Source organism: Gillisia sp. JM1 (assembly GCF_000424645.1).
GTDB lineage: Bacteria > Bacteroidota > Bacteroidia > Flavobacteriales > Flavobacteriaceae > Gillisia.
The window spans coordinates 504,478-527,964 of sequence record NZ_KE384219.1 but is presented as its reverse complement, the minus strand read 5'-3'; the positions used below and the strand labels follow the sequence as shown (position 1 = coordinate 527,964).

The window sequence follows — 23,487 nt, the reverse complement described above, 5'->3', positions numbered from 1 at the left end:
TACTTCCGAAGAATAAATACTTACTTTACCTTATCTTTAGTTTTATATCAACCCTAACATTATAGAATTATACTTTATGAATAGCATGTATTTTACAGAGGAACACGAGCTTTTTAGAAAGAGCTTTCAAGAATTTTTGAAAAAGGAAGTGGTTCCACACATAGAAAAATGGGAGAAAACTGGAACCATAGAACGTTTTATATGGGGAAAGTTTGGAGAGATGGGGTATTTTGGACTAGGATATCCAGAAAAATATGGTGGATTAGAAGTAGATCTGTTTTATACCGTTATTTTCCTAGAAGAACTTCAGAAGATCAATTCCGGGGGTTTTGCAGCAGCAATGTGGGCTCATTCTTATTTAGCAATGACTCATTTAAATGTTGAGGGTAGCGAGGAAATCAAAAAGAATTACTTAGAACCGAGTATTGCAGGAGAAAAAATAGGTTGTTTATGTATTACTGAACCTTTTGGAGGGTCTGATGTTGCAGCTATGAGAACTACTGCAGTTAAGAAAGGCGATAAATACGTAGTTAATGGTTCTAAAACCTTTATTACAAACGGAGTTTATTCAGATTATTTAGTGGTTGCAGCTAAAACCAGTCCAGATAAAGGAGGGAAAGGAATGAGTATATTCCTTATGGATAGGGATACACCTGGAATAACTGCTACTAAATTAGATAAGTTAGGTTGGAGAGCATCGGATACAGCAGAAATAGCTTTTGATAATGTGGAGATCCCGGCTTCTAATTTAATGGGAGACGAAGACAAGGGATTCAATTATATTATGCAACATTTCGCTTTTGAAAGATTGATAATGGGTGTGAACGCACATGCAAGAGCAGAGTTTGCATTAGATTACGCTATAGATTATATGGGTGAGCGTATGGCATTTGGAAAAACTATTGATAAATTCCAGGCCTTAAGACACAATGTTGCAGAAATGGCAAGTGAGGTTGAAATGTGTAAAGAGTTTAATTACTCTATCGTTAAAAGAATGATAGATGGCGTGTATGTGGTTAAGGAAGCAAGTATGTCTAAATTACTTTCCACAAAAATGGCAGACAAGGTGATCTATGACTGCTTACAATTATTAGGAGGCTATGGATATATGGAAGAATATCCAATGGCAAGATTGCTTAGAGATAGTAGGTTAGGACCAATTGGAGGAGGGACTTCAGAAATTTTGAGAGAGATTATTGCAAAAATGGTAATAGATAAGAAAGAGTACAAGCTAGCAGCTAAATAAGGTAGGTTAGCTTTTTTGCGAAAATTTTCAATTTTTACGCCAAAATGGTAATCGACAAAAAAGAGTACAAGCCTGCCGCTCACTAGGAACAGCGCGCTAATAGCTTATAAAATAAAATTATTTAAATAAAGGTTGCGAGGTTAATGAAATCAATTATCTTTGCGCTTTAATTTCTAACGAAAGGAGGTGATACTATGTTAATTATACCAGTTAAAGACGGAGAGAATATCGATAGAGCGCTAAAGCGTTTCAAACGTAAATTTGATAGAACAGGAACAATGCGTCAGCTAAGAAGCAGACAGGCATTTTCTAAGCCTTCTGTTGTGAATAGAGCCCAGTTACAAAAAGCTCAATACATTCAGAACTTAAGAGATAAGGAAGAGATCTAGAGATTAGATTTAGGGGGCTAAGCTTTCTAAAAGCTAGTTTTGATAAGTCTTCTTACTATTGAATAGAAAACTAAATCGAACCCGTTAAAGGGTATCCAAGATAAACTACTGTTGGTGAGTCAAAGTTTTATAACTTTGTTTACCAACAGTTTTTTTATGCCTATATCTCACTTCTTAGAATATCTTCAGCTAGAAAAAAAATACTCCCCGCATACCGTGAATGCATATGAGAAGGATCTACGCTCATTTAGAGAGTTTGTCTCTAACGAGTTTGAGCAAGACGACTTGGTTCATGTGAACTATCCTCAAATCAGAAACTGGATAGTAAGTCTAGTGAATTCTGGGATCACCAATAGAAGCGTGAATCGTAAAGTAGCATCCTTAAAAGCTTATTATAAATATTTGGTTAGAGCAAACCAGCTAGTTGCAACTCCATTAGCTAGTCACAAGGCACTTAAGACTAAGAAAAGTATACAAATTCCTTTTTCTGAAGAAGAAATCACAGATGTTATCTCTGGCATTGAGCCAAATTCTTTTAAAACATCACGGGACCTTACAATAGTCACGATGTTTTATGCTACTGGCGTCCGGCGTTCAGAACTTGTAGGAATAAAATTACAGGATTTAGACCTCGATAATGGATTAATCAAAGTTTTGGGTAAAAGGAATAAGGAGCGATATATGCCATTATTACCAGAATTGAGCAGGCAACTTAATATATACCTAGGTTTTAGAGAGGCTCTTGTTTCTGAAAATAGAGCTGAATTATTTCTAACAGAAAAGGGCGATAAAATATATGAAACTCTTGTTTATAGGATTATAAATAATTACTTTAGTGAAGCATCCAACAAGGTGAAAAAGAGTCCGCATATATTAAGGCATTCCTTTGCGACTCACTTGTTAAATCATGGCGCAAATTTAAACTCTGTTAAAGAGTTGTTAGGTCATTCTAGTCTAGCGGCAACACAAGTATATACACATAGTAATATTGCAGAATTAAGTAAGGTGTATAGGAATTCTCATCCTCGTGAAAACAAGGAGTGATAGCGAAATTATTGTTTAATTAAATTCTATAGGAGATGAAAGTAAATGTGCAATCAGTAAATTTTAATGCAGATCAGAAATTAATCGATTTTATTCAAAACAGATTAGATAAATTAGAACATTTTTACGATAAGATAATTTATGCCGATGTGTTTTTAAAAGTTCAGAAGACAAGCGAAAAAGAAAATAAGATTACAGAAATTTTGTTAAGCATTCCGGGTGGGGATGTAATTGTGAAAAAGAAGTGCAAGAAATTCGAAGAGTGTGTAGATGAATCGATTAGCGCATTACAGCGTCAGCTAATAAAAAAGAAGGAAAAAATGAGTACTCATGTTTAGTAAATTATTTCTCAAATTGTTTTTGTGAAATAAATAAAATGTATACATTTGCAGTCCGTTAGAAATAGCGGACTTTTTTATGCTGAAAAAGTATAAAAATGCCGATGTAGCTCAGCTGGCTAGAGCAGCTGATTTGTAATCAGCAGGTCGTGGGTTCGAGTCCCTCCATCGGCTCTTGAAATTTTGAAAATATATCAGGAAGTTAACTGAGTTTGTTAAATAGATACAGGTTAATGGGGCGAGAAGTTTATCCTGAGCGTAGCTGAAGGGAGTCCCTCCGTCAGCTCTTTGAAATTTTGAAAACTATAACAGGAAATTAACTGGTTTTGAAAAAGACAAAAGTTAATTGGGTCGCGAAGTTTATCCTGAGCGTAGTTGAAGGAAGTCCCTCCATCGGCTCTTTGAAAAATTGAAATCACAAGAAAAACAAGGTTTTACAGGTTTGTGAAGTTTTATTTTTGACGATAAATAATTTATTCTGAGTCTAGTAGAGCGTAAGCTTTATTTTATTTCAGAAAAGTTTAATAAATGTTTTGATTTAAGGAGTAAATTTCATTAAATTTGCACCTTCAAAAAAGCAAGCCAATTAAGTGTAGATTTCAATGGTTCTGTGAAATTTTGAAAAGTTAATATTGGGGAGATACTCAAGCGGCCAACGAGGGCAGACTGTAAATCTGCTGACTACGTCTTCGCAGGTTCGAATCCTGCTCTCCCCACAAATTGAGCTTTAAGCTGAAAGAGACCCTTACGGGTTCTCCCGAAGCATCGGGACTGCTCTCCCCACAAATCACTTTTAGGTGATTGATCCAACACTAAACATCAAGTTGATGTTTTAATTTTGCGAAAGTAGCTCAGTTGGTAGAGCGTCAGCCTTCCAAGCTGAATGTCGCCGGTTCGAACCCGGTCTTTCGCTCAAAGTGGAATGTCGTCACGCAGAAAGGCGTGATCTTTCGCTCTAAGAAAAAGTAGTCGAGCAATTGCATGACTTCTAGCTCTAAGGACAACAACGGTTTGAAAAACTGTTCTTTATCTCCAACAGGCGAGGCTTGTGGGGGATAGCCTTTTTTGCCGACGTAGCTCAGGGGTAGAGCGTTTCCTTGGTAAGGAAGAGGTCACGAGTTCAATTCTCGTCGTTGGCTCTTAATTTTGTATAAAATTGAACACTAATATATAACTAAGAATAAATAATCATTAATTATGGCAAAGGAAACTTTTGATCGTTCCAAACCGCACTTAAACATAGGTACGATAGGACACGTAGATCACGGAAAAACTACCTTAACTGCAGCGATTACTAAAGTAATGGCTGACGCTGGATATTCAGCAGCTATGTCTTTTGATCAGATTGACAACGCTCCAGAAGAAAAAGAAAGAGGTATTACTATTAACTCTTCACACGTAGAATACTCTACAAAAGAGCGTCACTACGCACACGTAGATTGTCCTGGTCACGCCGATTACGTGAAGAACATGGTTACTGGTGCTGCTCAAATGGACGGTGCTATTTTAGTAGTTGCGGCTACGGATGGTCCAATGCCACAAACTCGTGAGCACATCCTTTTAGGACGCCAAGTTGGTATTCCTAGAATCGTTGTATTCATGAACAAAGTGGATATGGTTGATGATGAAGAATTGTTAGAATTAGTTGAAATGGAAGTAAGAGATTTACTTTCTTTCTACGAATATGATGGCGATAATGGACCTGTTATAGCTGGTTCTGCTTTAGGAGCATTGAATGGTGAAGAGAAATGGGTAAATACAGTTCTAGAATTAATGGAAGCTGTGGATACTTGGATCGAACTTCCTGTTCGTGATGTTGAGAAGCCTTTCTTAATGCCTATTGAAGATGTATTCTCTATTACTGGTCGTGGAACTGTTGCAACTGGTAGAATTGAAACTGGAATAGCAAATACAGGGGATCCTGTAGAAATCATTGGTATGGGTGCTCAGAAATTGACATCTACTATTACTGGTATCGAAATGTTCCGTCAAATCCTTAACAGAGGTGAAGCTGGAGATAACGCAGGTATTCTTTTAAGAGGTATTGAGAAATCAATGATCTCTAGAGGAATGGTAATCGTTAAGCCAGGATCTGTAACTCCTCACGCTAAGTTTAAAGCAGAGGTTTATATCTTGAAAAAAGAAGAAGGTGGACGTCACACTCCATTCCATAATAACTACCGTCCTCAGTTTTATGTACGTACTACTGATGTTACAGGTACTATCAACTTGCCAGAAGGTGTTGAGATGGTTATGCCTGGAGATAACTTAACTATTCATGTTGAGTTGTTACAAACTATCGCGATGAACGTAGGTTTACGTTTTGCAATTCGTGAAGGTGGTAGAACGGTTGGAGCTGGTCAGGTTACAGAAATTTTAGACTAAGAATCACACATAAGTTTATAGGTATCCTGCTTTTTAGTTAGGATACCTAAACTTATATTTACGGGTTTAGCTCAGTTGGTAGAGCACTGGTCTCCAAAACCAGGTGTCGTGAGTTCGAGTCTCTCAACCCGTGCTTGATAATTAAGAGTCCCGGTTTGGGTACTGTTTTTTAAAATATATAATCACAGAATTGTAATTTGAGTTTTCTTTTTGAATTTGTTATTAAGAAAAGGTTATTAGAATTTGTGTAAATAGATAATAAAACCATGGCAGGAATCGTCAATTATATTTCAGAGTCTTATAACGAATTGAGAAATCACGTTACATGGCCTAGTTGGGCTGAAGCTCAAAAATTAACAGTAGTTGTAGCTGTTTTTTCAATAATTTTTTCATTAGCTATCTGGGGTGTAGATACCGTTTTTAGTTCTGCTATTGAACAATATTTTGAATGGATTAAATCTTAAATTTTAAGGCTATGGCAGAGGTTAAGGATAAAAAATGGTATGTGGTTCGCGCCGTAAGTGGTCAAGAAAATAAGGTTAAAGAATATATTGAGAGAGAAATTTCTCATCACGGTTTAGAAGATTTTATTGGTGAAGTGCTTGTTCCTACAGAGAAAGTGATTCAAATTAGAAATGGTAAAAAAGTTTCTAAAGAACGTGTTTACTTTCCTGGATATATAATGGTACTAGCAAACTTAGGAGGGGAAATTCCTCATATCATTAAAACTATTAATGGTGTTATTGGTTTTCTTGGTGAAACAAAAGGAGGAGATCCTGTACCACTGAGAAGAGCTGAAGTAAATAGAATGTTAGGTAAGGTAGATGAATTATCTGTAAAAGCAGATAATGTTGCAATACCGTTCACTATTAACGAAACTATTAAAGTAATAGATGGTCCTTTTAATGGTTTCAATGGAACTGTAGAAAAGATCAATGAAGAGAAGCGTAAACTTGAAGTAATGGTGAAGATTTTCGGAAGAAAAACACCTTTGGAATTAAGTTATATGCAAGTAGAAAAGGTATAAATAATTACTGTTACATATATTTTTGATAGTTTTTAAAGCTTCCACTCTAAAACTATCAACTAAAAACAATAATAATGGCAAAAGAAATAAGTAAAGTTGTTAAGCTACAAGTTCGCGGAGGTGCTGCTAACCCATCACCACCAGTTGGACCTGCTTTAGGTGCTGCCGGAGTTAACATCATGGAGTTTTGTAAGCAGTTTAATGCTAGAACTCAAGATAAATCGGGTAAAATTTTACCCTGTGTAATTACGGTATTTAAAGATAAGTCTTTCGATTTTGTAATTAAGACTCCACCAGCTGCAGTACAATTGTTAGAAGCGACAAAATCAAAAAAAGGATCGGGTGAACCAAATCGTAAAAAAATTGCTAGTGTATCTTGGGATCAAGTAAGAGCAATTGCTGAGGATAAAATGCAGGATTTAAATGCATTTAATATAGAATCAGCTATGAAAATGATTGCAGGGACTGCTCGTTCTATGGGTGTAACTGTAAAAGGGCAAGCGCCGTTTTAATCCAAAATAGACATTAAAAATGGCAAAAGTAACTAAAAAGCAAAAGGAAGCTCAATCTAAAATCGAAAACGGGAAACAGTATTCGGTGGCAGATGCTTCAGTTTTGATAAAAGAAATTACCAACGCAAATTTTGATCCTTCTGTAGATTTAGCAATTCGTTTGAATGTAGATCCACGTAAAGCAAATCAAATGGTGCGAGGAGTAGTAACTCTTCCTCATGGTACAGGTAAAGATGTAAAGGTTTTAGCATTAGTAACTCCAGATAAGGAAGCTGAAGCTAAAGAAGCCGGAGCAGACTTTGTAGGTTTAGATGAGTATCTAGAAAAGATCAAAGGTGGTTGGACAGATGTTGATGTAATTATCACCATGCCAAGTGTTATGGGTAAATTAGGACCTTTAGGTAGAGTTTTAGGACCAAGAGGATTAATGCCTAACCCAAAAACAGGTACAGTAACAATGGATGTTGCGAAAGCAATTTCTGAGGTAAAAGCTGGTAAAATCGACTTTAAAGTTGATAAAACTGGAATTGTACATGCAGGTATTGGAAAGGCATCCTTTGATGCTGATAAGATTGCTGGAAACGCAAGAGAATTATTAACTACTTTGGTTAAATTGAAACCAGTGGCTTCTAAAGGAATATATATAAAGAGTATTTATATGTCTTCTACAATGAGCCCAAGTGTTGAGATTGATACTAAAAGGTTCACTGAGCAATAATATTATAGATTATGACAAGAGAAGAAAAATCATTAGTAATTGAAGATTTAACTGCGCAGTTAACAAATAATTCTATTATTTACCTTGCAGATATCTCAGGTTTAAACGCCTTGAGTACTACAAATTTACGTCGTGCTTGTTACAAAGCAAACGTACAACTTGCAGTAGTTAAAAATACGTTACTTGCTAAAGCTATGGAAGCTTCCGATAAAGATTTCGGAGATCTTCCAACAGTTTTAAAAGGTAACACCTCTATAATGCTTTCAGAAACTGGAAATGCTCCAGCGAAAGTAATTAAAGAATTCAGAAAGAAAACTCAAACACCTCTACTTAAAGGAGCTTTCATAGCAGAAGCTATTTATGTTGGTGATGACTATCTAGAGACCTTGGTTAATATCAAGTCTAAAGAAGAAGTTATTGGAGAAATCATCGGATTGTTACAATCACCTGCTAAAAATGTTATTTCAGCATTAAAATCAAGTGGTGGTAAACTAGCCGGAATTCTTAAAACTCTTTCTGAAAAAGAGGAATAAATACGTACGCACTTTTTAACAATTATATAATAAAGAACATTTTAAAACGATAGAAAATGGCAGATTTAAAAGATTTCGCAGAACAATTGGTTAACCTTACAGTAAAAGAAGTAAATGAGTTGGCTACTATATTAAAAGATGAGTATGGTATCGAGCCTGCAGCAGCTGCTGTAACTATGGCTGGTCCAGCTGGTGGTGGTGATGACGATGCTGAAGTGCAAACAGAATTCGATGTAATTCTTACCGCTCCAGGAGGTTCTAAATTAGCAGTAGTTAAATTGGTAAAAGAACTTACCGGTTTAGGTCTTAAAGACGCTAAGGGATTAGTAGATTCAGCACCAAAAGCAGTAAAAGAAGGAGTTTCTAAAGATGAAGCTGAAGCATTAAAAGCACAATTAGAAGAAGCAGGAGCCGAGGTTGAGCTTAAATAAGCTTACCACAAGCAATATATTTAGGTTTAGACCTCGGGACTAGCTCTCGAAGGTCTAAACCCTTTTGCGTATATGAAGCTTACGCCTTATAACGCACACATATTTTATATAAATTATAATTCCGTCCATTGATGTTAGCAACGCAAACTGAAAGATTGAATTTCTCTTCTGTAAAGAACAAACCTGATTATCCAGACTTTTTGGATGTCCAAATTAAGTCGTTTCAGGACTTCTTTCAATTAGAAACAAAATCAGAAGAAAGAGGAGATGAAGGTCTCTATAACACTTTCCTGGAAAACTTTCCTATTACAGATACCCGCAATCAATTCGTATTAGAATTCCTGGATTATTTTGTGGATCCACCTAGATATTCCATTCAGGAATGTATAGAACGTGGTTTGACTTATAGCGTGCCGTTAAAAGCCCGCTTAAAATTATATTGTACAGATCCAGAACACGAAGATTTCGAAACTATTGTACAGGATGTATATTTAGGGACTATCCCTTATATGACTCCTAGTGGAACATTTTGTATCAATGGAGCAGAGCGAGTAGTGGTTTCTCAGTTACACCGTTCACCTGGTGTTTTCTTTGGACAGTCTTTCCATGCGAATGGAACTAAATTATATTCTGCCCGAGTTATCCCATTTAAAGGATCTTGGATAGAATTTGCTACCGATATAAATAACGTGATGTACGCGTATATCGATAGAAAGAAAAAATTACCTGTTACTACACTTTTCCGTGCAATTGGGTTTGAAAGAGATAAGGATATCCTTGAGATCTTCGACCTTGCAGAGGAAGTAAAAGTTTCTAAAACAGGACTTAAAAAATATCTTGGTCGTAAATTAGCGGCAAGAGTATTGAATACTTGGTATGAAGATTTCGTAGATGAAGATACTGGTGAAGTGGTATCTATTGAGCGAAATGAGATTGTATTAGACCGTGATACAGAATTGAATAAAGACCATATCGAGGAGATCCTTGAAACTGGTAATAAAACTATTTTGCTCCATAAGGAAGATAACTCAACTGGAGATTATGCAATTATTCACAATACATTGCAAAAAGATCCAACAAACTCAGAAAAAGAGGCTGTTGAGCATATCTACCGTCAATTGCGTAATGCAGAACCGCCAGATGAGGAAACTGCACGTGGTATTATAGATAAATTGTTCTTCTCAGACCAACGTTACTCTTTAGGGGAAGTAGGTCGTTACAGAATGAACAAAAAACTTGGTCTTGATATTGGAATGGATAAGCAAGTGCTTACCAAGGAAGATATTATTACTATTGTAAAATATTTAATAGAGTTAATTAATTCTAAAGCAGAGATAGATGATATTGATCACTTATCTAACCGTCGTGTTAGAACAGTAGGAGAACAACTTTCTCAGCAGTTTGGTGTTGGTTTGGCACGTATGGCACGTACTATTCGTGAGCGTATGAACGTTCGTGATAATGAAGTGTTTACGCCAATAGATTTAATTAATGCAAAGACATTGTCTTCTGTAATTAATTCATTCTTTGGAACCAACCAGTTATCTCAGTTCATGGATCAAACAAATCCATTGGCAGAGATTACGCACAAACGTAGATTGTCTGCATTAGGACCAGGTGGGCTTTCAAGAGAAAGAGCAGGGTTTGAGGTACGTGATGTTCACTATACACACTACGGAAGACTTTGTCCTATTGAAACTCCAGAAGGACCTAACATTGGACTTATCTCTTCACTTTCTGTATTTGCAAAAGTGAATGGTATGGGATTCATAGAAACTCCTTACCGAAAGGTGAATAATGCTAAGATCGATTTTTCTGAAGAACCTATTTATTTAAGTGCTGAAGAAGAGGAGAACAAAAAGATTGCACAGGCCAACATTCCTTTAAAAGAAGATGGTACAATAAATACAGATAAAGTTATTGCACGTATGGAAGGTGACTTCCCGGTAGTAGATCCAAAAGAGATCCACTATATTGATGTTGCACCAAACCAAATCTCTTCGATCTCAGCTTCATTAATTCCATTTTTGGAACATGATGATGCCAACAGAGCATTGATGGGATCTAACATGATGCGTCAGGCAGTTCCTTTGTTAAGAGCAGAATCTCCTATTGTAGGGACTGGTCTAGAAAGACAAGTAGCTACAGATTCTCGTGTATTGATTAATGCTGAAGGACCAGGAGAAGTTGAGTATGTAGACGCTCAAAAAATCACCATTAAGTACGACCGATCAGAGGAAGAAAGAATGGTGAGTTTTGAAAGTGATTCTAAAACTTACAATCTTATCAAGTTTAGAAAAACTAACCAAGGTTCTTCTATTAATTTAAGACCAATCGTAAGAGTTGGGGATAGAGTTTCTAAAGGGCAGGTACTTTGTCAAGGATATGCTACAGAAGCAGGAGAACTTGCTTTAGGTAGAAACATGAAGGTTGCCTTTATGCCTTGGAAAGGTTATAACTTTGAGGATGCAATTGTAATTTCTGAAAGAGTTGTAAGAGAAGATGTATTTACTTCTATTCATATAGATGAATATTCATTAGAGGTTAGAGATACCAAATTAGGTAACGAAGAATTGACTAATGATATTCCAAACGTTTCTGAAGAAGCCACTAAGGACTTGGATGAAAACGGTATGATTAGAATTGGAGCTGAAGTGAAGCCTGGTGATATTCTTATTGGAAAGATCACTCCTAAGGGAGAAAGTGATCCAACTCCAGAAGAAAAATTATTACGTGCGATCTTTGGAGACAAAGCAGGAGATGTAAAAGATGCTTCGTTAAAAGCACACCCATCTTTAAGAGGGGTTGTAATTAACAAGAAACTTTTCGCCAGAGCTGTAAAGGATAAGCGTAAAAGAGTTCAAGATAAAGAGGATGTTAATGCATTAGAGAAAAACTATGATGCTAAATTCAATGTTCTTAAAGCTGAATTGATAGATAAGTTGTTTACGATTGTTGGAGGTAAAACTGCACAAGGAGTAATTAACGACTTAGGGGAAGAAGTAATGCCAAAAGGTAAGAAATACACCCTTAAGATGTTAAACGCTGTAGACGACTATACTCACCTTACTCAAGGAACATGGACTACAGATGATCACTTGAACAAACTAGTTGCAGATTTAATCCACAACTATAAGATCAAGGAGAATGATCTTCAAGGAAACTTAAGAAGAGAGAAATTCACAGTCTCTGTTGGAGATGAATTACCTGCAGGAATTATCAAATTAGCAAAAATTTATGTTGCTAAGAAGAGAAAACTGAAGGTTGGTGATAAAATGGCGGGTCGTCACGGTAACAAAGGTATTGTTGCACGTATCGTTCGTCAGGAAGATATGCCTTTCTTAGAAGATGGAACTCCTGTAGATATTGTATTGAATCCACTTGGGGTACCTTCCCGTATGAACATTGGTCAAATTTATGAGACTGTGTTAGGATGGGCAGGACAAAAATTAGGTAGAAAATATGCTACTCCAATTTTTGACGGTGCTACTCTAGACCAGATCAATGAATTAACAGATGAAGCAGGTGTACCAAGATTTGGACATACATATCTTTACGATGGTGGAACTGGTGATAGATTTGATCAAGCTGCAACTGTAGGTGTCATTTATATGTTGAAATTAGGACATATGATTGATGATAAGATGCACGCACGTTCTATAGGACCGTACTCTCTTATTACGCAACAGCCATTAGGTGGTAAAGCGCAATTTGGAGGTCAACGTTTTGGTGAGATGGAAGTTTGGGCATTAGAGGCTTATGGAGCTTCTGCAACCTTACGTGAGATCTTAACCGTAAAATCGGATGACGTAATTGGTAGAGCTAAAACTTACGAGGCAATCGTAAAAGGAGAGCCTATGCCAGAGCCGGGACTACCTGAATCTTTCAACGTGTTAATGCACGAATTGAAAGGATTAGGATTGGATATTAGATTAGAAGAATAATATACTGTTCTTATAGGTTGAGTACGAAAGTGCTCAACCTTAAAACAGGATTTTCACAATAATTAGATAGCATTGATTATGGCTAGAAATAATGAAAAGAGTACAGAACAGAGGTTTGATAAAATCTCTATAGGTTTAGCTTCCCCGGAATCCATTTTAGCGGCATCCAGAGGAGAAGTTTTAAAGCCTGAAACTATCAACTATCGTACGCACAAGCCTGAGCGTGACGGGTTATTCTGTGAGCGAATTTTTGGTCCTGTTAAGGATTATGAATGTGCCTGTGGAAAATATAAAAGAATCCGCTATAAAGGAATTGTATGTGATAGATGTGGGGTAGAAGTTACAGAGAAAAAAGTACGTCGTGACCGTGTAGGGCACATTAACTTAGTTGTTCCTGTAGCGCATATCTGGTATTTCCGTTCTTTACCAAACAAAATAGGATACTTATTGGGTCTTCCTTCCAAGAAATTGGATATGATTATTTACTACGAACGTTATGTAGTGATCCAAGCAGGTATTGCAAAAAATGCTGAAGGAGAACCAGTAAAAAAGATGGACTTCTTAACAGAAGAGGAATATCTTGATATTTTAGACACCCTTCCGCAAGAAAACCTTTATTTGGATGATACAGATCCAAATAAATTTATTGCAAAAATGGGAGCTGAATGTTTGATCGAACTTTTAAAAAGAATAGATCTTGATGAACTTTCTTACGATTTAAGACATAAAGCGAACAACGAAACTTCTAAGCAACGTAAAACGGAGGCTTTAAAAAGACTTCAGGTTGTAGAAGCTTTTAGAGATGCAAATAAGAATAGAGAGAATCGTCCAGAATGGATGATCATGAAGGTTGTGCCAATTACTCCTCCAGAACTTAGACCTTTAGTGCCTTTGGATGGTGGACGTTTTGCAACTTCAGATTTAAATGATCTTTATCGTAGAGTAATTATCCGTAACAATCGTTTAAAGCGATTGATGGAAATAAAGGCTCCAGAAGTAATTCTTCGTAACGAAAAACGTATGCTACAGGAATCTGTAGATTCGTTATTCGATAATACAAGAAAATCTTCAGCAGTAAAAACAGATTCTAACAGACCATTGAAATCCCTTTCAGATTCCTTAAAAGGAAAACAAGGGCGTTTCCGTCAGAACTTACTTGGTAAGCGTGTAGATTATTCTGCTCGTTCTGTAATTGTTGTAGGACCAGAATTAAAAATGTTTGAATGTGGTATTCCTAAGGATATGGCTGCAGAACTTTACAAGCCTTTTGTGATCAGAAAATTGATCGAAAGAGGAATTGTAAAAACTGTGAAGTCTGCCAAGAAGATCATAGACAAAAAAGAACCAGTTGTTTGGGATATTTTAGAGAATGTACTTAAAGGTCATCCTGTATTATTAAACAGGGCTCCTACGCTTCACCGTTTAGGGATCCAGGCATTCCAACCAAAACTTATTGAAGGAAAGGCTATTCAGTTACACCCATTGGCGTGTACTGCATTTAATGCCGATTTTGATGGGGATCAAATGGCGGTACACTTGCCACTTGGACCTGAAGCTATCTTGGAAGCTCAACTTTTAATGTTAGGTTCTCACAACATCTTGAACCCTGCAAATGGATCGCCGATTACGGTTCCATCTCAGGATATGGTACTTGGTCTTTATTATATGACCAAACTAAGAGTGTCTACAGATGAAGTTAAAATAAAAGGAGAAGGACTTACTTTTTACTCACCGGAAGAGCTTATTATCGCTTTCAACGAGAAAATGGTAGATCTTAATGCTTCTATTAAAATAAGAACTCAAGATTTAAATGAAGAAGGAGAATTAGTTAAGAAAATTATTGAAACCACCACTGGTAGAGTTTTATTTAATGAAACAGTACCTGCAAAAGCTGGATACATCAATGAGGTATTAACTAAGAAGTCTTTACGTGATATTATTGGAACTGTATTAAAGTTAACTAGTGTTGCTGAAACTGCAGAATTCCTTGATCAAATTAAGACTTTAGGATATAAATTTGCTTATACAGGTGGTTTATCATTCAGTTTAGGAGATATTATTATTCCAAAAGAGAAGCAATCAATGATTGATGAAGCCAACGAACAGGTGGAAGGAATTATTGGTAACTACAACATGGGTCTTATTACCAACAACGAACGATACAATCAGGTAATTGATATTTGGACTGCAACCAATGCTGGACTAACAGAATTGGCTATGAAACGTATCCGTGAGGATAACCAAGGATTCAACTCTGTATATATGATGCTTGATTCTGGTGCGCGTGGATCTAAAGAACAGATCCGTCAGTTAACCGGAATGCGTGGATTGATGGCGAAGCCTAAGAAATCTAACTCTGGTGGAGGAGAAATTATTGAAAATCCGATTTTATCTAACTTTAAGGAAGGTCTTTCAATTCTTGAATACTTTATCTCAACTCACGGTGCTCGTAAAGGTCTTGCCGATACTGCACTTAAAACTGCCGATGCGGGTTACTTAACTCGTAGATTGGTAGATGTTTCGCAAGATGTTATTGTAAATGAAGAAGACTGTGGAACTTTAAGAGGAGTAGATGTTACACCACTTAAGAAAAATGATGAAATAGTAGAATCTTTAGGAGAACGTATTGTAGGAAGAATTTCCTTAAATGATGTTTACAATCCTTTGACTCAGGAACTTTTAGTTTCTACAGGAGAAGAGATCTCTGAAGAAGCTGTTAAGAAAATAAACGAAGCTCCTATTGGAAGTGTTGAAGTAAGATCTGCTCTTACTTGTGAGGCTAAGAAGGGAATTTGTGTGAAATGTTACGGTAGAAACCTTGCAACCAATAAGTTGGTGCAACGTGGAGAAGCTGTAGGAGTTGTTGCTGCTCAATCTATTGGAGAGCCAGGAACACAACTTACACTACGTACCTTCCACGTGGGTGGTATTGCAGGAAACATTTCAGAAGAAAACAAGCTTATTGTTAAGTTTGGTGGAGTTGCAGAAATTGAAGATCTAAAGGTTGTAAAAGGTGAAGGTCCAGATGGATCTATTACAGATATCGTAATCTCTAGAACTTCAGAGCTTAAAGTGAAGGATAAGAAAACCGGAGTAGTATTAAGTACTAATAACATTCCTTACGGTTCTCAGATCTTCATTAAGAGTGGCGACACTGTAAAACCTAATGATATTGTTTGTCAATGGGATCCTTATAACGGGGTGATCATTTCAGAATTTGCTGGTAAAATCAAGTACGAAAATATCGAACAAGGTTATACTTACCAAGTTGAAATAGATGAGCAAACCGGATTCCAAGAAAAAGTAATCTCAGATTCTAAGAACAAGAAAATGATTCCAACCTTACTTATTTTAGGTAAGAAAGATGAAGTGATCCGTTCTTATAACCTACCAGTTGGGGCTCACCTTATGGTAGATAAAGATGAGAAGATCAAGGTTGGTAAGATTTTGGTTAAAATACCAAGAAAATCTTCTAAAGCTGGGGATATTACAGGAGGTCTTCCACGTGTAACCGAATTATTCGAAGCGCGTAACCCTTCTAATCCTGCAGTTGTTAGTGAGATAGATGGTGTGATTTCTTTTGGTAAGATCAAAAGAGGTAACCGTGAGATCATTGTTGAATCTAAATTAGGAGAAGTTAAAAAGTATTTAGTTAAACTTTCTAACCAGATCTTAGTTCAAGAAAACGATTATATACGTGCGGGAATGCCTTTATCTGATGGATCTATTACTCCAGAAGACATCTTGAGTATTAAAGGGCCAAACGCGGTTCAGCAATACTTGGTAAATGAAGTACAAGAAGTATATCGTTTACAAGGGGTAAAAATTAACGACAAGCACTTTGAGGTTGTTGTTAGACAAATGATGCGTAAAGTAAGAATTGTTGACTCTGGAGATACTATTTTCTTAGAGAACCAGCTAATCCACAAGTCAGATTTCATTGAGGAAAACGACAATTTATTTGGATTGAAGGTAATCGAAAATCCAGGAGAGTCTACTAAACTTAAAGCGGGTCAGCTTGTAAGTGTTCGTGAACTAAGAGATGAGAATTCATCTTTAAGAAGAGAGGACAAAGAACTTGCGACAGCTAGAGATGCGGTGAATGCAACAGCTACACCAATTCTTCAAGGTATAACAAGAGCTTCCCTACAAACTAAATCATTCATCTCTGCAGCTTCCTTCCAGGAAACTACTAAGGTATTGAATGAGGCAGCGGTAGCAGGTAAGATAGATTACCTAGAAGGACTTAAGGAGAACGTTATCGTTGGACATAAGATCCCTGCAGGTACTGGAATGCGTGCTTATGATAACATTATTGTTGGTTCTAAAGAGGATCTTAACGAAATGATGGAGAAAAAGCAGGAAGTAAACTATAATTAATAAATCTGTTTCCTGTGTTGCTGAAGAGTGAGACAGGAAATATATCATAAGAAATCTGCATTTTTTGACGCTTCGGCCGATTGAATGCAGATTTTCTTATTTTAGACAAAACTATTGAAATTATGAATGATGATAAAAATGCTAAACAAGGACAGATCAATATAGAACTGGATGAAAAAATAGCTGAAGGAACCTATTCCAACCTAGCTATAATAAATCATTCTGTATCAGAATTTGTGGTGGATTTTGTGAGTATAATGCCTGGAACACCTAAGAGCAAGGTGAAATCTAGAATTATATTAACTCCACAACATGCTAAAAGATTATTAAAAGCATTGGGAGATAATGTGAAGCGTTTTGAAAAGGCGCACGGAGAAATAAAAGATTATGAACAGCCACCAATCCCACTGAATTTTGGACCAACTGGGCAGGCATAATATATAGACTTTCACTATGAGTCCTTCGGCTTCGCGCAGGATAAACTAAAGGTCGAGAAGTCTTGTTGTCAAACTTGGACCCGTGATGAAAAAATTATCTAGCGTAGGAAATTGACGTATGAAAGATGCTGAAACGAGTTCAGCATGACGGAAGTTAAAACCAGTATCGTAACCCTGTCCCGATACTGCGGGAGTTTCAGGGTCTCTTTTCGGAGTAACTTTGAAAATACGTCAATGGTAGCTTGTCTAAGTTTAAAAGAAGAGAATATCAACGCATATTTCGACAGGCTCAATATAGACAGACCCTTCTAGTTCGTAACCTCGAGCCCTTCGGCTTTGCTTAGGATAAACCAAAATCGAGAAGCTTAGGAACCTGTATATCCCAAGCATATATCGACAGACTCATATGACATGTAGCTTAATAAGTATTATAGGGTAACAAAAAATGCGGATCAAACCATATTATTGGGGAGCTCAAAAATTATGCATATAATTTAGTTAGTCTATAGAGGAAGAATTTCACATCTCTGACACCTCTAAACGACGCTCTGAATTCGGATCAAACCATATTATTGGGGAGCTCAAAAATTATGCATATAATTTAGTTAGTCTATAGAGGAAGAATTTCACATCTCTGACACCTCTAAATGAAGCTCTGAATTCTTTTATTTTGGCATTAAAGGATTCCGCGGAAGCGTTGGTGCTTCTGTTGTTAAAATAGTTTAGGATGGTCTCGTAGTGCAGTTTTACGGATCTTGCAATGGTATTGAAAGACTTAAATTCGGAATTGTCGACTTTGTTGTACCAGTGTGCCAATTTTAGCCTAGCTACATCTTTATTTGTGTTGTTTCTAAAAATATGGCTTAGCCCTTGAGAGAAGTTGTATGCTTTTTCAATAGTTGGGTATAGATCAAATAATATTTCAGCCCTTTCTATTTGTCTTGCCGTCCATTTGGCTTTTGATTTGAACAATAGATATCGGCCTCTAGCGAGCAGCTGCCTGTGCGTGTCCCCATTACCGAGAAGCTCTGGTTTGTATGTTTTTTCATTTTCCCTGGCTTCTTCAATAGCTTTGTTTTCTACTTCTATAATTTCCCACCTTAATCGGATACGTTCTTCTTGCACTGCTTCTGAGGCTAATTTTTGAACATGAAACCTATCTGTAACTATTTCGGTTTTGGGGAAACATTTTTTAGCGATCAAATTCATGCTCCCGGCCATATCCACAGTGACTTCTTTTACCATATTGCGCCTTTCTACTGGGATTTCATTTAGTACCTCAATGACATCAACTGCTTTGGTTCCTTTAACAATTGCTACGATGCTGCCTTTCTTTCCGTTAGCTGCTTTGTTTGTTAGAATCGTGTAAAGCTCACCGTTGGATAAAGAGGTTTCATCTAAACTTAAATAGTTGCCCAAGTTCTTTCCATAGAGCAGCCAATCCTGTGAATGCTCTTTTTGCGTCCAATCTTTGAAGTCGCTGAGATGGTTTTTGTAGTGGTACTGCAGCGCTTTGCCATTGGTCTTATAATAGTCACCAAACCGTTTAGCACTTACCGCATGAGTATCAAGCGATACCTTTTAAAAAAGAGGCAAACTCGTTGGTTATCCGAGTGCCTTTAGCTATTAAGTTCCAATCTCTTTTTACTATCTCTCCTGTATTGACCAGGGTCCAGCGCCTACGTTTTATATGGAGCAATACGGATTTGCCCCTTAGCGGAAAATCTTCAACCGTTATCTCTGGTAAGAAGCCTTTGGATTGTGCTATTTCTGATTGATATTCTTTGGGTAGAATGTTCTTCTCTTCTAAATAGAAATGAACCTTGTCTGTTGATGATTTATGACTGATGATCTCAAAATATTCTAATACGCCTTCTGGCAATAAATAACGGGCTAATTCTATATCCAAGTTCTAAGTGTTTTGCTTGCAAAGGTACATTTCTCCCCAAGTATTTACCTTGATCCCTGAAGGATCAAACCATATTATTGGGGAGCTCAAAAATTATCCATATAATTTAGTTAGTCTATAGAGGAAGAATTTCACATCTCTGACACCTCTAAACGAAGCTCTGAATTCTTTTATTTTGGCATTAAAGGATTCCGCTGAAGCGTTGGTGCTTCTGTTGTTAAAATAGTTTAGGATGGTCTCGTAGTGCAGTTGTACAGATCTTGCAATGGTATTGAAAGACTTAAATTCGGAATTTTCGACTTTGTTGTACCAGTGTGCCAATTTTAGCCTAGCTACATCTTTATTTGTGTTGTTTCTAAAAATATGGCTTAGCCCTTGAGAGAAGTTGTATGCTTTTTCAATAGTTGGGTATAGATCAAATAATATTTCAGCCCTTTCTATTTGTCTTGCTGTCCATTTGGCTTTTGATTTGAACAATAGATATCGGCCTCTAGCGAGCAGCTGCCTGTGCGTGTCCCCATTACCGAGAAGCTCTGGTTTGTATGTTTTTTCATTTTTCCTGGCTTCTTCAATAGCTTTGTTTTCTACTTCTATAATTTCCCACCTTAATCGGATACGTTCTTCTTGCACTGCTTCTGAGGCCAGTTTTTGAACATGGAACCTATCTGTGACTATTTCGGTTTTAGGGAAACATTTTTTAGCGATCAAATTCATGCTACCGGCCATATCCACAGTGACTTCTTTTACCATATTGCGCCTTTCTACTGGGATTTCCTTTAGTACCTCAATGACATCAACTGCTTTGGTTCCTTTAACAATTGCTACGATGCTGCCTTTCTTTCCGTTAGCTGCTTTGTTTGTTAGAATAGTGTAAAGTTCACCGTTGGATAAAGAGGTTTCATCTAAACTTAAATAGTTGCCCAAGTTCTTTCCATAGAGCAGCCAATCCTGTGAATGCTCTTTTTGCGTCCAATCTTTGAAGTCGCTGAGATGGTTTTTGTAGTGGTACTGCAGCGCTTTGCCATTGGTCTTATAATAGTCACCAAAGCGTTTGGCACTTACCGCATGAGTATCAAGCGATACCTTTTAAAAAAGAGCCAAACTCGTTAGTTATCCGAGTGCCTTTAGCTATTAAGTTCCAATCTCTTTTTACTATCTCTCCTGTATTGACCAGGGTCCAACGCCTACGTTTTATATGGAGCAATACGGATTTACCCCTTAGCGGAAAATCTTCAACCGTTATCTCTGGTAAGAAGCCTTTGGATTGTGCTATTTCTGATTGATATTCTTTGGGTAGAATGTTCTTCTCTTCTAAATAGAAATGAACCTTGTCTGTTGATGATTTATGACTGATGATCTCAAAATATTCTAATATGCCTTCTGGCAATAAATAGCGGGCTAATTCTATATCCAAGTTCTAAGTGTTTTGCTTGCAAAGATACATTTCTCCCCAAGTATTTACCTTGATCCTTCTTCTTGCACTGCTTCTGAGGCTAGTTTTTGAACATGGAACCTATCTGTGACTATTTCGGTTTTAGGGAAACATTTTTTAGCGATCAAATTCATGCTACCGGCCATATCCACAGTGACTTCTTTTACCATATTGCGCCTTTCTACTGGGATTTCATTTAGTACCTCAATGACATCAACTGCTTTGGTTCCTTTAACAATTGCTACGATGCTGCCTTTCTTTCCGTTAGCTGCTTTGTTTGTTAGAATAGTGTAAAGTTCACCGTTGGATAAAGAGGTTTCATCTAAACTTAAATAGTTGCCCAAGTTCTTTCCATAGAGCAGCCAATCCTGTGAATGCTCTTTTTGCGTCCAATCCTTGAAGTCGCTAAGATGATTTTTGTAGTGGTACTGCAGTGTTTTACCATTGGTCTTATAATAGTCACCAAACCGTTTGGCACTTACCGCATGAGTATCAAGCGATACCTTTTAAAAAAGAGGCAAACTCGTTAGTTATCCGAGTGCCTTTAGCTATTAAGTTCCAATCTCTTTTTACTATCTCTCCTGTATTGACCAGGGTCCAACGCCTACGTTTTATATGGAGCAATACGGATTTACCTCTTAACGGAAAATCTTCAACCGTTATTTCTGGTAAGAAGCCTTTGGATTGTGCTATTTCTAATTGATATTCTTTGGGTAGAATGTTCTTCTCTTCTAAATAGAAATGAACCTTGTCTGTTGATGATTTATGACTGATGATCTCAAAATATTCTAATATGCCTTCTGGCAATAAATAGCGGGCTAATTCTTTATCCAAGTTCTAAGTGTTTTGCTTGCAAAGATACATTTCTCCCCAAGTTTTCACCTTGATCCAAAAATGCCGAAGAGATATCTTCGGCATTTTTTTATTAAGTATTAATTAATGGCATTCTGAACGAAATGAAATGAAGTGAAGAATCTTTTGAGTGCTAAAGAGATTCCTCTTTCGTCGGAATGACATTTTATGTGCCATTCCAATTATATAATTGTTAGAGGAAACTCAACTTCTAAAATTCAGATACCAAATGAAATTTTATACTTGGATATTTAGACTGTGTCATTTGTAAAGAGAACTGTGAATCTGCGAAGAAAACCAATTGGCCTCTTTTATCATGAGCTAAGAATTTTGCTTTCACCCTTTTGAAGTCTTTAAATTCTTCACTTTTTGGGTCTTTCACTTCCACCCATGTTGCTTTGAATACATTTACATTCTCATAGGTACATTTAGCCCCATATTCATGCTCTAATCTATATTGAATAACCTCAAACTGTAAAGCTCCTACCGTTCCTATTACTTTTCTATTATTCATTTCTAAGGTGAATAATTGCGCAACCCCTTCATCCATTAACTGATCGATCCCTTTTTCCAATTGTTTGGATTTCATTGGATCGGCGTTGTTAATGTATCTAAAATGTTCTGGAGAGAAACTTGGGATTCCTCTATAATGCAGCACTTCTCCTTCGGTTAGTGTGTCACCAATTTTAAAATTTCCGGTGTCATGTAACCCTACAATATCTCCAGGATAGGAGATATCTACAATTTCTTTCTTTTCAGCAAAAAAAGCATTGGGACTAGAAAACTTCAAATTTTTACCATGACGTACATGCAAATAAGGCTTATTTCTTTCAAAGATCCCAGAAACAATTTTTATAAAAGCCAATCGGTCTCTATGCTTAGGATCCATGTTAGCATGGATCTTAAACACAAAACCGGTAAATTGTTTTTCGTCTGGCTTTACAGTTCGTTCTTCACTGTCTTTTGCACGGGGAGTAGGAGCGATGCTAATAAAGCAATCCAGCAATTCTCTAACTCCAAAATTATTAAGTGCCGATCCAAAAAATACAGGTTGTAAATTCCCTTCTAAATAAGCTTTATTGTCAAATTTGGGGTAAACTCCCTCAATTAATTCAATCTCTTCTCTTAAAGTATCTGCAGCTTTAGATCCTAAAAGTTCATCAAGTTTTTCAGATTTAAGGTCCGAGATTTCAATGGTGTCTTCAATATCTTTTCTAGGATCTCCTGTAAATAGATTAATATTCTTCTCCCAGATATTATAGATTCCTTTAAAGTCGTAACCCATTCCAATAGGAAAACTTAAAGGAGTAACTCTTAAACTCAGTTTTTGCTCTATTTCATCTAGCAACTCAAAAGCATCTTTACCTTCACGATCCATTTTATTTATGAAAACGATCATTGGGATATTTCGCATTCTACAAACTTCAACTAGCTTTTCTGTTTGTTCTTCTACACCTTTTGCAACATCTATCACTACAATAACACTATCTACAGCAGTTAAAGTCCTAAAAGTATCTTCAGCAAAATCCTTGTGTCCGGGAGTATCAAGAATGTTTATTTTTATTCCATCATATTCGAAGGCAAGCACAGAAGTTGCAACAGAAATCCCACGCTGGCGCTCGATTTCCATGAAATCACTCGTAGCACCTTTTTTGATCTTGTTAGATTTTACCGCCCCGGCTTCCTGTATAGCACCACCAAAAAGCAAAAGCTTTTCAGTTAAAGTGGTTTTCCCGGCATCTGGGTGAGAAATAATGCCAAATGTTCTTCTTCTTTTTATCTCGTCGGTAAATTTCATATGCTTCTTTAAGGCTGCAAAGATAAAATTTTTGATCTAGAAAAGGGAATTGTTCTTTGATTTGGATTTTATTATTTAAAAATGAACTTACCGCTGTTAGCTCCTAATTTTC

The 23,487-nt window shown here is 36.7% G+C and carries 21 protein-coding genes and 5 tRNA genes; 19 read left to right on the top strand and 7 right to left on the bottom strand.

Features of this window, described 5'->3' with window-relative positions:
- The first annotated feature begins 76 nt into the window (after positions 1-76).
- The 19 genes from H033_RS0116845 (at position 77) to H033_RS0116755 (ending at position 17,384) form a co-directional block, all read left to right on the top strand.
- Positions 77-1,246 (top strand): acyl-CoA dehydrogenase family protein, encoded by a 1,170-nt coding sequence (locus tag H033_RS0116845; RefSeq protein WP_026839344.1) that lies wholly within the window; start codon positions 77-79, stop codon positions 1,244-1,246.
- Between the two features lie 194 nt (positions 1,247-1,440).
- Positions 1,441-1,635 carry a 30S ribosomal protein S21 gene (gene rpsU, locus H033_RS0116840; protein ID WP_010229578.1) on the top strand — a complete coding sequence of 65 codons (195 nt, stop codon included), beginning with the start codon at positions 1,441-1,443 and terminating at the stop codon, positions 1,633-1,635.
- A gap of 156 nt (positions 1,636-1,791) precedes the next feature.
- On the top strand, positions 1,792-2,679 hold the full coding sequence (locus H033_RS0116835) for a tyrosine-type recombinase/integrase (RefSeq protein WP_026839343.1): 888 nt from the start codon (positions 1,792-1,794) through the stop codon (positions 2,677-2,679).
- A 35-nt stretch (positions 2,680-2,714) separates the two neighbouring features.
- On the top strand, positions 2,715-3,017 hold the full coding sequence (gene hpf, locus H033_RS0116830) for a ribosome hibernation-promoting factor, HPF/YfiA family (protein WP_026839342.1): 303 nt from the start codon (positions 2,715-2,717) through the stop codon (positions 3,015-3,017).
- A gap of 100 nt (positions 3,018-3,117) precedes the next feature.
- Positions 3,118-3,191: transfer RNA gene (locus tag H033_RS0116825), tRNA-Thr, on the top strand.
- A gap of 460 nt (positions 3,192-3,651) precedes the next feature.
- Positions 3,652-3,733 (top strand) — tRNA-Tyr (locus H033_RS0116820).
- Positions 3,734-3,857: 124 nt separating this feature from the next.
- Positions 3,858-3,930, top strand: a tRNA-Gly gene (locus tag H033_RS0116815).
- A 154-nt stretch (positions 3,931-4,084) separates the two neighbouring features.
- A tRNA-Thr gene (locus H033_RS0116810) sits at positions 4,085-4,156 on the top strand.
- A gap of 58 nt (positions 4,157-4,214) precedes the next feature.
- Positions 4,215-5,402: an elongation factor Tu gene (gene tuf, locus H033_RS0116805; RefSeq protein ID WP_026839341.1), complete on the top strand. Its 1,188-nt coding sequence runs from the start codon at positions 4,215-4,217 to the stop codon at positions 5,400-5,402.
- 60 nt (positions 5,403-5,462) lie between these two features.
- Positions 5,463-5,535 (top strand) — tRNA-Trp (locus tag H033_RS0116800).
- Positions 5,536-5,668: 133 nt separating this feature from the next.
- Positions 5,669-5,866 carry a preprotein translocase subunit SecE gene (secE, locus tag H033_RS0116795; RefSeq protein ID WP_026839340.1) on the top strand — a complete coding sequence of 66 codons (198 nt, stop codon included), beginning with the start codon at positions 5,669-5,671 and terminating at the stop codon, positions 5,864-5,866.
- Positions 5,867-5,877: 11 nt separating this feature from the next.
- Positions 5,878-6,429: a transcription termination/antitermination protein NusG gene (gene nusG / locus H033_RS0116790; RefSeq protein ID WP_026839339.1), complete on the top strand. Its 552-nt coding sequence runs from the start codon at positions 5,878-5,880 to the stop codon at positions 6,427-6,429.
- A gap of 74 nt (positions 6,430-6,503) precedes the next feature.
- Positions 6,504-6,941, top strand: a complete 438-nt coding sequence (gene rplK, locus H033_RS0116785; protein WP_026839338.1) for a 50S ribosomal protein L11 — start codon at positions 6,504-6,506, stop codon at positions 6,939-6,941.
- Positions 6,942-6,960: 19 nt separating this feature from the next.
- Positions 6,961-7,659, top strand: coding sequence for a 50S ribosomal protein L1 (gene rplA / locus H033_RS0116780; RefSeq protein ID WP_026839337.1), 699 nt, complete (start codon positions 6,961-6,963; stop codon positions 7,657-7,659).
- Positions 7,660-7,670: 11 nt separating this feature from the next.
- Positions 7,671-8,192 (top strand): 50S ribosomal protein L10, encoded by a 522-nt coding sequence (gene rplJ, locus H033_RS0116775; protein WP_026839336.1) that lies wholly within the window; start codon positions 7,671-7,673, stop codon positions 8,190-8,192.
- 56 nt (positions 8,193-8,248) lie between these two features.
- Complete coding sequence (gene rplL / locus H033_RS0116770; protein ID WP_026839335.1) at positions 8,249-8,623, top strand: 50S ribosomal protein L7/L12; 375 nt, start codon at positions 8,249-8,251, stop codon at positions 8,621-8,623.
- A 131-nt stretch (positions 8,624-8,754) separates the two neighbouring features.
- Positions 8,755-12,567, top strand: coding sequence for a DNA-directed RNA polymerase subunit beta (rpoB, locus tag H033_RS0116765; RefSeq protein WP_026839334.1), 3,813 nt, complete (start codon positions 8,755-8,757; stop codon positions 12,565-12,567).
- 78 nt (positions 12,568-12,645) lie between these two features.
- Positions 12,646-16,947 carry a DNA-directed RNA polymerase subunit beta' gene (gene rpoC, locus H033_RS0116760; protein WP_026839333.1) on the top strand — a complete coding sequence of 1,434 codons (4,302 nt, stop codon included), beginning with the start codon at positions 12,646-12,648 and terminating at the stop codon, positions 16,945-16,947.
- Between the two features lie 122 nt (positions 16,948-17,069).
- Complete coding sequence (locus H033_RS0116755) at positions 17,070-17,384, top strand: DUF3467 domain-containing protein (RefSeq protein ID WP_026839332.1); 315 nt, start codon at positions 17,070-17,072, stop codon at positions 17,382-17,384.
- Between the two features lie 588 nt (positions 17,385-17,972).
- Here H033_RS0116755 and H033_RS0116750 read toward each other — a convergent pair.
- From H033_RS0116750 to H033_RS0116720, 7 genes are all read right to left on the bottom strand, one after another.
- Positions 17,973-18,893 (bottom strand): transposase, encoded by a 921-nt coding sequence (locus H033_RS0116750; RefSeq protein WP_026836816.1) that lies wholly within the window; start codon positions 18,891-18,893, stop codon positions 17,973-17,975.
- Between the two features lie 58 nt (positions 18,894-18,951).
- Positions 18,952-19,293 (bottom strand): hypothetical protein, encoded by a 342-nt coding sequence (locus H033_RS0116745; RefSeq protein ID WP_026836815.1) that lies wholly within the window; start codon positions 19,291-19,293, stop codon positions 18,952-18,954.
- A 93-nt stretch (positions 19,294-19,386) separates the two neighbouring features.
- Positions 19,387-20,307: a transposase gene (locus H033_RS0116740; protein ID WP_026839331.1), complete on the bottom strand. Its 921-nt coding sequence runs from the start codon at positions 20,305-20,307 to the stop codon at positions 19,387-19,389.
- 58 nt (positions 20,308-20,365) lie between these two features.
- On the bottom strand, positions 20,366-20,707 hold the full coding sequence (locus H033_RS0116735) for a hypothetical protein (protein WP_026839330.1): 342 nt from the start codon (positions 20,705-20,707) through the stop codon (positions 20,366-20,368).
- 44 nt (positions 20,708-20,751) lie between these two features.
- Positions 20,752-21,069: a transposase gene (locus H033_RS20520; RefSeq protein ID WP_231367650.1), complete on the bottom strand. Its 318-nt coding sequence runs from the start codon at positions 21,067-21,069 to the stop codon at positions 20,752-20,754.
- A gap of 148 nt (positions 21,070-21,217) precedes the next feature.
- Entirely contained in the window at positions 21,218-21,559 is a 342-nt protein-coding gene (locus tag H033_RS0116725; RefSeq protein WP_026838544.1) for a hypothetical protein, read from the bottom strand.
- A 229-nt stretch (positions 21,560-21,788) separates the two neighbouring features.
- The gene (locus H033_RS0116720) at positions 21,789-23,375 is read right to left on the bottom strand and encodes a peptide chain release factor 3 (RefSeq protein ID WP_026839329.1); all 1,587 of its coding nucleotides are present in this window, start codon (positions 23,373-23,375) and stop codon (positions 21,789-21,791) included.
- Between the last annotated feature and the right edge of the window lie 112 nt (positions 23,376-23,487).

Bases quoted from the DNA above. Each gene is read 5' to 3' on its own strand.
- rpoB (WP_026839334.1), top strand. From the start codon at position 8,755: ATGTTAGCAACGCAAACTGAAAGATTGAATTTCTCTTCTGTAAAGAAC.
- rplL (WP_026839335.1), top strand. From the start codon at position 8,249: ATGGCAGATTTAAAAGATTTCGCAGAACAATTGGTTAACCTTACAGTA.
- rpsU (WP_010229578.1), top strand. From the start codon at position 1,441: ATGTTAATTATACCAGTTAAAGACGGAGAGAATATCGATAGAGCGCTA.
- H033_RS0116755 (WP_026839332.1), top strand. From the start codon at position 17,070: ATGAATGATGATAAAAATGCTAAACAAGGACAGATCAATATAGAACTG.
- nusG (WP_026839339.1), top strand. From the start codon at position 5,878: ATGGCAGAGGTTAAGGATAAAAAATGGTATGTGGTTCGCGCCGTAAGT.
- rpoC (WP_026839333.1), top strand. From the start codon at position 12,646: ATGGCTAGAAATAATGAAAAGAGTACAGAACAGAGGTTTGATAAAATC.
- H033_RS0116720 (WP_026839329.1), bottom strand. From the start codon at position 23,375: ATGAAATTTACCGACGAGATAAAAAGAAGAAGAACATTTGGCATTATT.
- secE (WP_026839340.1), top strand. From the start codon at position 5,669: ATGGCAGGAATCGTCAATTATATTTCAGAGTCTTATAACGAATTGAGA.
- H033_RS0116845 (WP_026839344.1), top strand. From the start codon at position 77: ATGAATAGCATGTATTTTACAGAGGAACACGAGCTTTTTAGAAAGAGC.
- rplJ (WP_026839336.1), top strand. From the start codon at position 7,671: ATGACAAGAGAAGAAAAATCATTAGTAATTGAAGATTTAACTGCGCAG.
- H033_RS0116835 (WP_026839343.1), top strand. From the start codon at position 1,792: ATGCCTATATCTCACTTCTTAGAATATCTTCAGCTAGAAAAAAAATAC.
- rplA (WP_026839337.1), top strand. From the start codon at position 6,961: ATGGCAAAAGTAACTAAAAAGCAAAAGGAAGCTCAATCTAAAATCGAA.
- tuf (WP_026839341.1), top strand. From the start codon at position 4,215: ATGGCAAAGGAAACTTTTGATCGTTCCAAACCGCACTTAAACATAGGT.
- rplK (WP_026839338.1), top strand. From the start codon at position 6,504: ATGGCAAAAGAAATAAGTAAAGTTGTTAAGCTACAAGTTCGCGGAGGT.
- hpf (WP_026839342.1), top strand. From the start codon at position 2,715: ATGAAAGTAAATGTGCAATCAGTAAATTTTAATGCAGATCAGAAATTA.